9 protein-coding genes and 2 tRNA genes are annotated in these 13,129 nt (G+C 28.0%); 6 read left to right on the forward strand and 5 right to left on the reverse strand.

Translation table 11 applies throughout. The features are described from left to right. The first annotated feature begins 291 nt into the window (after positions 1 to 291). The 4 genes from LPC13_RS09590 (at position 292) to LPC13_RS09605 (ending at position 2,547) form a co-directional block, all read left to right on the forward strand. Entirely contained in the window at positions 292 to 972 is a 681-nt protein-coding gene (locus LPC13_RS09590; RefSeq protein WP_005215418.1) for a transmembrane-type terpene cyclase, read from the forward strand. Between the two features lie 171 nt (positions 973 to 1,143). Then, a tRNA-Met gene (locus LPC13_RS09595) sits at positions 1,144 to 1,219 on the forward strand. Between the two features lie 288 nt (positions 1,220 to 1,507). Further along, a tRNA-Ile gene (locus tag LPC13_RS09600) sits at positions 1,508 to 1,583 on the forward strand. A 100-nt stretch (positions 1,584 to 1,683) separates the two neighbouring features. Then, positions 1,684 to 2,547, forward strand: coding sequence for a hypothetical protein (locus LPC13_RS09605; RefSeq protein WP_195245052.1), 864 nt, complete (start codon positions 1,684 to 1,686; stop codon positions 2,545 to 2,547). A gap of 61 nt (positions 2,548 to 2,608) precedes the next feature. Here the strand turns inward: LPC13_RS09605 and LPC13_RS17105 are convergent, their stop codons facing one another. From LPC13_RS17105 to LPC13_RS17175, 3 genes are all read right to left on the reverse strand, one after another. Continuing rightward, a complete protein-coding gene (locus LPC13_RS17105) occupies positions 2,609 to 7,534 on the reverse strand; it encodes a S8 family serine peptidase (RefSeq protein ID WP_320414755.1) in 4,926 nt (1,641 codons plus the stop codon). 327 nt (positions 7,535 to 7,861) lie between these two features. Then, positions 7,862 to 8,092 (reverse strand): hypothetical protein, encoded by a 231-nt coding sequence (locus tag LPC13_RS09625; protein WP_005215428.1) that lies wholly within the window; start codon positions 8,090 to 8,092, stop codon positions 7,862 to 7,864. A 134-nt stretch (positions 8,093 to 8,226) separates the two neighbouring features. Beyond that, positions 8,227 to 8,868, reverse strand: a complete 642-nt coding sequence (locus tag LPC13_RS17175; protein WP_005215430.1) for a zinc-ribbon domain containing protein — start codon at positions 8,866 to 8,868, stop codon at positions 8,227 to 8,229. A gap of 199 nt (positions 8,869 to 9,067) precedes the next feature. Here LPC13_RS17175 and LPC13_RS09635 point away from each other — a divergent pair, with 199 nt between their 5' ends. Further along, a complete protein-coding gene (locus LPC13_RS09635; protein ID WP_005215431.1) occupies positions 9,068 to 9,649 on the forward strand; it encodes a hypothetical protein in 582 nt (193 codons plus the stop codon). Between the two features lie 254 nt (positions 9,650 to 9,903). Here the strand turns inward: LPC13_RS09635 and LPC13_RS09640 are convergent, their stop codons facing one another. Then, complete coding sequence (locus LPC13_RS09640; protein WP_005215433.1) at positions 9,904 to 10,719, reverse strand: alpha/beta fold hydrolase; 816 nt, start codon at positions 10,717 to 10,719, stop codon at positions 9,904 to 9,906. 178 nt (positions 10,720 to 10,897) lie between these two features. After that, entirely contained in the window at positions 10,898 to 11,791 is an 894-nt protein-coding gene (locus tag LPC13_RS09645; protein WP_234088769.1) for a multicopper oxidase domain-containing protein, read from the reverse strand. Between the two features lie 266 nt (positions 11,792 to 12,057). On the opposite strand from LPC13_RS09645, the gene LPC13_RS09650 reads away from it, so the two are divergent. Next, entirely contained in the window at positions 12,058 to 13,014 is a 957-nt protein-coding gene (locus LPC13_RS09650) for an N-acetylglucosamine kinase (protein ID WP_005215436.1), read from the forward strand. Positions 13,015 to 13,129 lie beyond the last annotated feature (115 nt).

Here is a 13,129-nt window from a genome sequence, read left to right on the forward strand (position 1 = left end):
ATTTATATTTTTATCTTTATAGTATTCTCTTACAATAAAGAAAGAAATAATTAATATAACTGTTACAATAATTCCACCTTCAGGGCCAAAAGCTCCACCGTTAAATTAATGATGATTTAATATAATTACATTTTTAACACATCTTATAATCGCCAAAACATGTTATGTATAATTATCCCCTTTATTATGTAATAATACATCTAACTATTTAGTATAAATATTATTTGTATTCATAAATAAAAAAACTCAATAATATACTATCCTAAATTAAAAATATAAAAGGAGTATATTATGACAATACTTGGGCTAATTTTATCTTTAATAAGTGGAATATGCTGGACCATTGTATATATTTCAATGATTAGAACTGGATTTAAAGAAAAGACTTATTCAATGCCTTTATTTGCATTATCTCTAAATATATCTTGGGAGCTTATTTATACCATTAAAGGATTTTCAACTTGTATAACTAATATCCAAAATTATGTTAATTTAACTTGGTGTATTTTTGACTTTATAATAATTTATACTTATTTTAAATATGGGAAAAATGATTTTAAAGAAACAGCCTTTAAAAAGTATTTTATTCCTTGGTCAATCTTAATATTTGCTATGTCATTTATTATAGAATATGGCTTCCTTATTGAATTTGGAGAATCAACATCTAAAAGCTTACCTTTAGTTTCGTCATTTATAGAAACTAGCTTAGGTGCTTGGTATTCTGCTTTTTTACAAAACTTAATAATGTCACTTTTATTTATTTCTTTGTTATTTAAACGAAATAGTTTATTAGGTCAAAACCGTACTATTGCAATCTGTAAATGTATTGGAACCTTAACCCCAACTATACTATTTGGTATTATACTTGAAAATAATCTTGTCTTAATATTAGGTAGCTTTTGCTTTATCTTTGATTTAATTTATATTTTCTTAGTATTTAAATATATATCTATTTCTAAAATATTAAATTAAAATGTACTTAAATATTCATAGCATATAGCCTTATATCATTGAATATAAGACTATATGCTATGTTCTTACACTCTTAAGGCTAAATACGACATAATTTGATTTTGACTTTATTGTTTCATTGATATATACTTAAGTAACAAGTTAGGCAAAGTAATTTGCACAACATAATATCGCGGGATGGAGCAGTTGGCAGCTCGTTGGGCTCATAACCCAAAGGTCGTAGGTTCAAGTCCTACTCCCGCAACCAATAAATAGATCTTATTCTTACTATAGGGTTTATTTTTTTTGCTTATTTTAATTACTGTACAAATCATATAGAAAACTGCTAAAATGATTTCTTTTATGAAATCATATGTGATTTTATAATACACTACATAATTAGTATCATTAAGGATTATATAGTAGCATATACTACTATATTCTATGCTATCTCTTCTTAAGACTAAATATGAGACAATACAATTTTGACTTTATAACTTTACTTTGATATACTTAATTCAATAAGTTAAGCAATGAATTTTGCACAATATAATATCGCGGGGTGGAGCAGTTGGCAGCTCGTTGGGCTAATAACCCAAAGGTCACAGGTTCGAGTCCTGTCCCCGCTACCAAAAATAAATCTTATATTATATAAGATTTATTTTTTTGTATAAATTTAAACTTTTATTGTTTTAACGACTAATTACATAACATATAATAAGGAGATAAATTATGAGAATAATATCTGAAAATAATGTATGTGAAAATAGACCATACGTTAATTTAAAAAAATTATCAGTAAAGACCTCTCTAAGAGTAGCCTCTATTGATGAACTTGGATTTAAAGGTACTTATATAATAAATCAATATACACAATCATTATGTAAAAATGAAAATTATACTTCCCAATATAGTAATGGAATTGAAAAAGTAACTTTCTATACATCTGATTTAAATGAGATGTTATTAGTTGACATTAATTACTCATTTAAAACTGGTGCTAGTTATTCTAAATTTAAGGTTTATTTAATTTTAAATAATATCAAATATGCTCTTCCTTTTAATTACTTTGAAGATATCTATAGAAATTGTATGGATATATTAGCTAAAGAAGTAAATGATAATGAAGAAATAAATTATATAAAAGAAAGCTTTAATAACTTAAAAAAAGAAGAAATATCAGTAGATATTAATTTAAATTTAGAAAGACTTAAAGAATTTAAAGATAAAGTAGATTTTAAAAGAAATGTTCGTTATTTTGTAATTAATAATATAGCATCATCTATATCTAAATATGATATAAAAAATAAAACTAATAAAATAAAAGTTACTGATAAAGTAAAAGTTTTAAGACATAATTACAAAACTAGACTTTATGAGTTTATAAACCCTACTGATAATACCAATATGGTATCTTTAAAAGAAACTGATATTATTTGTGATTTAGGTGATGAAAATACTTTCCCAACTGTTAATATATATACTAGCTATGGACTTGGAAAATTATTAGACATAAAAAATAATGTTGTTCCATCAACTAATACACTATCATTATTTGCTAATTTATTAGACTTAGGATTAAATGTCTTAAACTAAGAAAAGGTATGTATCAAAATAAACTTTGATACATACCTTCTTATTTATTTAATATATTTTTTTACTTACGTTTTCTAATTTTTATTCCTGCACCAATCATAACTATAGCTGCAACTAATATTGGCATGCTTGCTCTTCCACCTGTATTAGGAAGCTTATGATTATTATTTTGTTTTTCACTTGGATTAGGTTTTACATCTACTGAACCATCATCCTCATTATTTTTATCATCTGAGTCATTGCCTCCATCATTTTTATCATCAGAATCCCCTGGGTTTTCTGGATTTTCGATATCAGCTTCTGTTACAGTTATTTCCCAAGTTACTGTTGCCGAACCTGAATTTATATCTGCTGTAACTATAGTAGTTCCTGGAGATTTAGCTATTGCTTTTCCATCAACTACAGTAACAATACTATTAGCTGCTGAAACAAAATCTACTGACTTAATAACAGCATCTTCTGGATTAACTGTAAATTCTAATTCTTGCTCCTCTCCAACCTTCATTTCGTAGTCTTCATTATTTGTAGTTGCACTTTCTACTTGAATAACTACTCCATCTTTTGTTACTTCCACATAACAATATACATTAGCTTGTCCATTATCTACTGATGCTTTTATATAAGTTATTCCTGAATTAACAGCAGTAACTACACCATTTTCATCAACAGTTGCAATATCATCGCAGAATGATTTCCATGTAACTTTTCCTGTATAAGTTTCTGGGCTAAGTGTAACACTTAATTTATCACTTTCTCCAATCTCTAAAGAAAGATTTCCCTTATCCAATGAAACAGATTCTAATCTAATCTCTAAATTATATCCAATATTATCTAATATATCATCTAATGTTCTACCTTCATAAGCTTCTTGTGCTTGACCTTCTGCCACTTGTTCATTGTATTGTCCAAAATTATATACAATATAGTCCATATCATATTGATTAACTACACCATCAAAGTTAAAATCTACTGGATTTACCTTATAATCAACGTTTTGACCATAATACTTTTCAACTTCTAAAGCATCTAAGATATCTACCCATCCATCACCATTTACATCTCCTGCTGCAATATATCTATAGAATTCTGAACCTAATAAATAGTATACCTTTGAAACTGTTTCACCATCTATAGTTCTATATGGAATAAATCTTGCTTCTTTTCTGAAGTGTCCTGGAAGCGCACTAACTACCGTATACTCTTCTTCACTTACAGGAAGATTAACTGCTAAGTATATAGCCATAGTATCATCATATTCTACTTCATATTTATTTCCATTGTTATCTTCAACCCATATATACTTATCTAAATCTTCAGTATAAGAACCTATTGTAAGTGCTTCACTAAATCCTTCGGCTAATTGACTTACAAATATTGTTGAAGTTGTTGGAACTATATCCACCCCTTCATAAGTTGAGTTAAAGGACATATCTGCATAATTTCCATCCTTATCTTTGATTTCTAAGCCTTCACATTGTATATATTCTCTATAGAATTCGCTTTCACTATCATAAGTTAATTTAAAATCTGCATCTATTATTCCATTAGTACCTGAAATATTAACTGCATTTCCATCTTTATCAATAACTGAAAGTTTTATCTTAAGAGCTTTAATAACTGTCCCAGTTATGCTCTTTTCTATATTTACAGTATAGTTATTTTCATCTAATATTTTTTGAAGCTCACTATTAACTCTTAAATCTAAAAGTTCAAAGCCTTTTGCATAAGATAAAGTCATATCAAAAGTGCTACCTTCAGATAAATTATGAGTTGTAACTGTAGCTGTAATAGTATCATTTAATGACATTTCATCCTTACTTAATGTTACCCCTGTATATGGAGAACCTTCCTTAACAAAGAAGTATCTTGGTTGCTTAAATAAGTTTTGTGAGGTTGCTACATCTATCGGCATTGGTGAAAATTCATACACTTGTCCATACCTTAAATCTGATTTTTCTATACCAAATTTAAAATCTCCATTTTCACTTATAGGTAATGATAAATATGGCATTCCATTTACAAATCCACTTATTATTATATCAGAAGCATCTGTTTTATATCCCATTTGTTGAAGTTCACTTATACTATTATCTGTAACATTGCCATGAATCCAGAAAACTTCATATTCTTGACCTAAATACTCTTCAGCAGTGTACATATCATCACTTATTTCATATACCCCACCTTCTTTTTCAAGTGTCATTTGAGCATCTTCATTATCTATTAGTATATTTTTCTCAACTACATATACATCATCCGTTTCCAAATCTTTTGCTACAAATTCAATTATATATTTTCCGTCTTTTAATGATCTTGTAATATTTTCAGTTACTTTTCCATCTTCCATCGGGAAGTATGCTGCTCTAGAATTTAAAGCATAAAAGCTAAAGCTTGAACCACCAGGTACGTTAGAAAAATCTGCTGTTCCTAAGTATCCAAATACTTCTTTAGTTTCATAATCCTTAACGTATAATGCTACTGATTTTAAAGGAGAAGAAACTGATACTGTTGCAGTTGCTCCTAAAATCTTAGCAAAATGCATCATTTCTAAATCATTACTTACTGCTGGTCTTGAAAGTTCTATTGATTCAATTCCTGGTACTACATACGTTGAAGAAAAAGGAAGTACATACTCTTCAACTTCATCTGCTGAATTTGTTAATATTACATATCCTTCATATCTTCCCACTTCTGCATCTTTTGGAAGATTTATAGTTGCATCAAAATTAACAGACTCTCCAGCATTAACAACTATATTTTCTGGTACACTAACTGTCACGTTATTTAATTCTGCATTTTGAGCTAATTCATCTTCACCTAAGTATCTTACTGTAACATTAAAGTTCTTGCTTTCAGTTCCATTATTATCTACTTGAATTGGTAAAGATTTTTTAGAATCTTCATTGCCTTTTCTTATTCTGTCATAAGATAATGAACCTGTAATATAATCTATTTCTATTTTTTCTTCATTTTCATTTAAGCTATTAGTTGTATCTAATACCTTAACTGCAATATCAGAGTGAACTGCTTTGTAAGCATTTACTCTTCCTGCGCCCATTGCATTAATAGCATAATCATCAGCTAATTCATCACATGTGTTCATCAATGCAACTTTAACATCTGAAGCTGATAATTCTGGATTATTTTGAAGCATAAGAGCTACAACACCAGCAACATGAGGAGTTGCCATTGAAGTACCACTTATTCTTGAATATGCTGCACTATAATCAATCCCATCCTCTGGACTATTTATATATTCTGGATAAGTTGAGAATATAGATACACCTGGTGCTACTACATCTGGTTTAATAGTTTCATCAGACGATGGCCCTCTTGAACTAAAATCAGCTAATAAATCAGCTTCTGTTGCAGTATATCCATTAACTTCAAAGCTTAATTTAAATGGTTCTTCACTATCTGCAATAGCTTCTTTTAAAGCTTGTCCATCTTCCATTGTTATTCCAACACTATGAAGAGTATCTACTGCTTCACCTAAATAAACATTTAACTCTGCATTTTCAATATTATTAACTATAATTACAGCAACTGCTCCTGCATTTTTGGCATTTGTAAGCTTTTCAACGAAAGTAATTTCTCCTCTATCTATTAAAAGAACTTTTCCATTTATATCAAGTTCTTCAAGTTGATATTCGTAACCTAAGCCACCATAAACAACTTCAAACTCTTGATTTATAAATGTATTTAATCCTTCATAATTTTTACTAAGTAATCTACCACTAACAGAACTTCCATTTAAAAGAGAAACATCAAAAGTTTCTAATTTAATAGCTGTACTACTAGCTCCAACTGAAATAGCTAATGGTGATGTTCCTGGAGAACCTAAGGTAGAAAATTCTGGTCCTGCATTCCCATTAGCAACTACTGGAATTGTTCCTGCTAAAGCTGCATTATTACAAGCTACTGATGATGGATATAATGGATCAATAACAGATATTCCTAATGATAAGTTTATTACATCCATTCCATCCTCTACAGCTTTTTCAATACCAGCTATTATATCTGAACTTGAGCCCATTCCATATGGTCCTAAAACTCTATATCCATATAAATCAACATTTGGTGCTATACCAGTTACTGCAAATTCACTTTCTGTATTGCTTCCTGTTGCTGCTATAGTTCCTGATACGTGTGTACCATGAGATGTATAATAGCTACTTTCACCATAATATTCAACTTGTCCGCTATTTTTCCAATCATCATATGTTGTTTCCATAGGATCATTATCATCATCTACAAAATCATATCCACCTTTATAGTTAGCTTTAATATCTGGGTGATTATAATCAATCCCTGTATCTAATACACCAACTTTAATCCCTTCTCCAGTTATTCCTTCTGCTCTAAGCTTATCAACTCCAATTAAAGGAGTACTTGATACCATTCTTGAGCTTAAATCATAACTTTCTACTTCAGTAACAAGGCCTTCTGGTTCAGTCATAGCAACTTCATCTTTCCAAATTGCTTTAACTACACCACTCTCTAATAAAGCTTCAATATCTGTTCCTTTTACCTCTAGTGCTACTCCATTAAAAGTGTTATAGTATGAATGTTTTATTGAATAACTAGCACTTCTTTCTTTTGTCATAGATGCTAAAAATTCATTAAACTTTTGATGGTCATTATTAATTTCATTTTCTAATGAATATGTAGCTACTCCATTATTTTGTTCCATAGCTTCTATTAATGGTAAGGATTTGAATTGGATAATTACTGATTGATATTCGTCTGTAGTTATATCAACTCCATCCTTTATTGGATTTTCCTCCAATTTAATCTCTAAAGAATTAGAATATAAACTTTCTTTTTCTGAATTTACTAATTCATTAAAAATATCCTTTAATTCCTCTCTTTTCGAATTTGCTAATACATTACTAGGCATCATTGATGATACTATTAATGTTGCTGCTAATGAACCACTTGCAAGCCTTTTCCCCAAATTATTACTTGCTTTTTTGTTTTTTTTCATTTTTTATCCCCCTTTTTATTCTATTTTTTACCATCTTTTAAAAGAATATCAATCTTTTTCCTCTTTGTCAATATTAACACTCTGCTATTTTATTATTTTATTTTTTATTAAATTATTACATTTTATCGTATATTATTTTCATTATATTAATATTATATATTTAATTTTATTGAAATAAAATTAAATATATATACAAAAAGCAATGTCAAAATATGACACTGCTTTAAATCTATAAATTAAATCTTAAATATTTTATTGCTTTTTTTATTAAATTCTCCTAAAAATATATTTTATTTTTATATTTTTATCGATATTTTTTACAAATAATTATTTTATAATATGTGATAATGCTTCTTCTTTTGATGAAAAAATAAATTTTCCTATATTAGATTCCTCTACTGAATATGCTCCATTCCAAAAATCACAACTATTATCGCTTATAAAAAATATTAATCTAATATTATCTTTTTCTAATACGTTTTTCACTGTTAGTTCTAATAAAGTTTTTCCATCTGCTTCTACTAAGTAATATTTATCTCCTACATTTATAGCTTTCATTTTTATCACCTCTTTTCTCTACATACTTATATTATTCAAATTATTAAAATAGGGACAGTAAATAAATTGTTTTTTAACACATCTATTTACTGTCCCTTTAAACTTTTTATTATATTTTCATATAAACATTTATTTTACTGTCTATTAAAGTATTCTATACCATCACTAGGTTTAAAATATGTTCTTATGTATCCATCTGATGATACAAATACAATTTCATTTTTATTAACATCATAATATATATCATCTCCATCTTCTGCTTCTATTTTATGTTTAGAAGATGATGAATTAATAACTTCATTTGCTCCTCTTAAGTATTCTTCTTTTGTGTCATAATCAAACTCATTTCCATGTTTTACAAAATGCTCTTCCCACATAGTTTCATTTCTAAATTCAAGAGAAACATTAGTTTGTTCATTTCCAAAGCTTGTACTTAAATCTTGCCAGTTAATTTCTATATTAAATATTTTACCTAAAAGTAAAACTAAAACTACTAATCCAGTTGCTATAATGCTTCTAAATGTTTTTTTATTTCCACTTCTTTTATTATCATAGCTATGGCTTTTATAGTTATTATCTTTTTTAACATTACTTATATTATTAACTTTGTCATTATTATTAACTTTGTCATTATTATTAACTTTACTATTTTTATTTTCTTTTCTACATTCACTACATCTTTTAGGTAGCTCTAATTTTTTCTCTTTAAAAAATTTAATTTCCGAATCTGATAATACAAATTCTTTTCCACATTGCTTACATTGTTTCTTTATCACTGTTATCTCCTCTTAAATTTATTTAGTAACATAATTATATTAACATATAATTTGTAAAAACTCTATAAAGTAAATATTGTATATATATATTAACAAGAAATTTTCTCATAATATTATTTTTTATGTAACATATTTGTTTTTCTCCCATAATATATACTATAACTAATGATTAATAATAAAAAACAAAGGAGAAATAATTATGTATAATGATTTTGAAAAAGTAGATTGTTCATGTATGGAATTCGTTGCTGTTGACGATACTTGTGCTACTTCATTTAATAATACTGTTACCTTTTGCTGTTCAGCAAACTTACCAACTAACTTTCACCTTAATACACTTGCAACACCTACAATTTTATATGATTTAAGTGCTTTATTTTGCAAAATTGAACCATGTTGTAATGCAAGTTGTTGTAATAGATATAATATAAGAGTAGTAGGTTCTATTCCATTTATTATAAATGCACCTATTCCAGTAGCTACTGCTGCATCTCAATGTACTACTCCAACAGGCTCTTCTATATATTTATCTGCTATATGTAATGCACCTGTAAATAATGTTGTTGATAATGTATGCACTTATGAAGCAGCTATTGAAGCTTGTGCAATTTTAAGATTAAAATTAAGAAGCTGTAGTTGTGTACGTGCAACTGTTAACACACCTACTAGAGATCAATGTTCAGTAAAATTCACTGGAACTTTTACATTTCCAAATACTTCTGATCCAGCAAGTGTAACTTGTTCTGCAGCTGGTGTAGTTGCAAGCGATAGTTCCCTATAATAGATTAATTATTTTTTAACTATAAATTTTTAAAAAGGAGTTATATAGGATTTAATAATTTAATTAAATCTTATCATAGCTCCTTTCTTTAATTTTTAATAGCTTATACATATGTTTTATAAATAAACTATTTTCTTATTAATTACCATTTTTCTTTAAGTACTAGTATCTTTATTTATATATATCAATATATTTTAAAACATAAAGTGTATCTCGCCATATATAATGACTGTATAACTAAGCACGTATTTATCTCACTCTTCAATAAAACTTAACATTACCTCATTAAACTTATCTTTTTCATCATAAAAGACTCCATGACCACTATTTTTAAATTTTACTAGCTTAGAATCGTTAATAAGATTTTTTTGTGCTTCTGCTAAAGAAAATAAACATACTTGATCATGTATACCATGAATAATTAATGTTGGAACATCTATTTCTTTAATATCTTCAAACAACTTTTCTTCATTAAGCCAAGTATTAGCAACCTCTGCAGTAGCCCAACTTGCTGCTTGGAATCCTAATTGCAAAAACCATTCCATAAACCACTTACTATGTCTTTTATAAAAAAATGTATCTCCAAAATCCTTTAACATTTTAGGTCTATCATTATATGTTCCTTTTATTATTTCCTCAACTGCTTCTCTTCTTAATCCATAAGGAAAATATGAACGTTTAATTAAACTTGGTGCTGCTGCCCCACAAAGTATTAGTTTATCTACGCCTTTTCCTTTATGTCTTGCCATATATCTTATAGCTATAGCTCCTCCTGTAGAATGTCCTAATAATGTAAAATTACTTAACTCTAATTGATCTACTACAGCTTTAACATCATCACTTAATGTATCGTAATCATATCCACATGTAGGTCTATCTGATTTACCAAAGCCTCTTTGATCTAAAGCAATACATCTAATTCCCTTTTGTATTAAATAATCATATTGATACTCAAATAGTTCATGGCTTCCTGGCCATCCATGTAAAAAGATAATTGTCTTATTTCCATTTTCATTAATATCTTCTACATATACTTTAATTTTCGACTCCACACTAATATAATAACCCATAATTTCACTCCATAAAGTATTTATTAATAAGTTATTCCTAAATACATAGTAATGTTCTTTTGAGCATATTAATCTTCTATTAATACTAATTTTGCAAGCATTTTTATTATTACTTATATGTTATAAATCTTCTTTAATAAAAAAATCATTGCTAAAAAATTTTTAGCAATGATTTATGTTATACATAGTTTACAGTAGTAAACATTCCACCAACACCTGGATCACCATTATTTGTTACATGATGTGGCATATGACAATGCATTGGCCAAATTCCTGGATTTTTTGCTATAAACTCAATATCCCAAGTTTCTCCTGATGCTACTAAAATTGTATTTTTATAAATTTGTGTTTTTCTTCTTATTGGAAATCCATCCGCTCCTACTACTTTAAACTGATGTCCATGCAAATGAATTGGATGATGATGCATTTGTATATTTCCAAATCTAACTCTAACTGTATCCCCATATTCTACTGGAATAGGTTTAGTTTCTGGATAACACTTACCATTCATTGTGAAGAAATTAAATTCTGGCATTTTAAATGTTAAATCATAAACTCCTGGATTAATATCTGCCCAAGGTAATTTATCTACAGCCCACTCTTGTAATAAAATTAAATAATCCTTATAATGTTTTCTCTTATTATCCTTTGGATCATTAACAATTATTCCACCTAATAAACCTGCATTATCCTGTACCATAACATCAACATGAGAATGATACATATATGTTCCTGGTGGATTATTAATTTTAAACTTATAATCAAAATACTCATTAGGTTCTATATAAGGTGAATCTTCTATAGGTGGTACACCATCCATATTATTAGGTACCTCTAACCCATGCCAATGTACGCTAGTTCTCTGAGGTAGCTTATTTATTACTCGTATACATACATTATCCCCTGGATCCACTATAATAGTTGGGCCAGGAACAGATTCATTATATCCCCATGCCTTTACATATAATCCTTTTATAAGTTCTAATTTAACTTCTTCTGCTACTAAGGTAAAGTATTTAATTCCATTGCTGTAGTCAAATTCTAAATTATTTATTCCCGGTGTAATAACCACTTTAAACTCCATTATTAATAATGCTATCTTAATATATTTTATTATATATTAAGCAATTTTATATTTTATTGTATTAGAAAAATTTGAAAAAATTTTATATATTCTCACAAAAAATAAAAATTTTGTTTAAAGACCCAATAAATTAAAGTATAATAAATATGTATTAAAATTTCCTAGTATAACTATAAATTCTTAATACAAAAGTATAAAATCAAAATATTTAGTACAAATTATTTAATTTATGAGAGATTATTGGAGGTACAAAAATGTATTATTTAGGAATTGATGGTGGAGGTACAAAAACTCGTTACCTTCTTGTAAACGATAAACTTGAAAGGGTTGGAGATTGTGAAAGTAAAACTATTCACATTCATCAAGTTGGGATAAATGGTATAAAGGAAGAGATAACTACTAATATATCTAAGTTATGTAAAGAAGCTAATATTGAAGCAAAGGACATTGCATTTGTATTTGCTGGTGTTCCTGGATATGGAGAAAGTCAAGAGGACAAGCTAAAAATAGATGAAGCTATTAAAGAAATAATGACTGTTCCATATATGATAGATAATGATGCAGTTAATGGTTGGGCTGCTGGTACAGCTTGTAAACCTGGAATAAATATGGTTGCTGGAACAGGAAGTATAGCTTATGGAAGAAATGAATCTGGTAAATTAGCAAGATGTGGTGGCTGGGGTCCTGGAATTGGTGATGATGCTAGTGCATATTGGATAGGTATTAGAACAATAAATGAATATACAAAACAAAAAGATGGAAGAAATGAAAAAACTGTTTTAGTTGATATTTTAGAAAAAGAATATAATATTAGCTATGATTTTGAAATTGTTGACATAGTATTTAATAGGTTAAAGCAAGATAGAACACAGCTTGCTGGATTCTCTAAAATATGCTTCTTAGCAGCAGAAGCAGGCTGCCCAGCTGCAAAGAGAATATTTGAAGAGGCAGCAGAAAACCTATTTAAACACATAAAATCATTATCAAAAACATTAGAATTTACAAATGATTTCGTAGTTTCATATACTGGTGGAGTATTTAAAGCTGGACGTCATATATTAGAACCTTTAGCTAGAATGATTGAAGAAGCTGGCTTAAAGTGCAAATTACAAGAACCTGAATTAGAACCTTGGAATGGTGCTGCACTTTTAGCATATAAGCTAGCAGGAAATGAAATTCCAGTAAACTATAAAGAAATTATGGAAGGCTAAAATATAGAAAATAGAAGTATCAAATTAGATACTTCTATTTTTTCAGACTGCTGACAAAGTGTCAGTAGTCTTTAATTTTATACAAATATGTAATATAATTTAAAATATATTAATT

This window comes from Clostridium celatum (genome assembly GCF_021412605.1).
Classification (GTDB): Bacteria; Bacillota; Clostridia; order Clostridiales; family Clostridiaceae; genus Clostridium; species Clostridium celatum.

Coding starts and splice junctions, on each gene's coding strand:
- LPC13_RS09590 (WP_005215418.1), top strand. CDS start 292: ATGACAATACTTGGGCTAATTTTATCTTTAATAAGTGGAATATGCTGG.
- LPC13_RS09605 (WP_195245052.1), top strand. CDS start 1,684: ATGAGAATAATATCTGAAAATAATGTATGTGAAAATAGACCATACGTT.
- LPC13_RS17105 (WP_320414755.1), bottom strand. CDS start 7,534: ATGAAAAAAAACAAAAAAGCAAGTAATAATTTGGGGAAAAGGCTTGCA.
- LPC13_RS09625 (WP_005215428.1), bottom strand. CDS start 8,092: ATGAAAGCTATAAATGTAGGAGATAAATATTACTTAGTAGAAGCAGAT.
- LPC13_RS09635 (WP_005215431.1), top strand. CDS start 9,068: ATGTATAATGATTTTGAAAAAGTAGATTGTTCATGTATGGAATTCGTT.
- LPC13_RS09640 (WP_005215433.1), bottom strand. CDS start 10,719: ATGGGTTATTATATTAGTGTGGAGTCGAAAATTAAAGTATATGTAGAA.
- LPC13_RS09650 (WP_005215436.1), top strand. CDS start 12,058: ATGTATTATTTAGGAATTGATGGTGGAGGTACAAAAACTCGTTACCTT.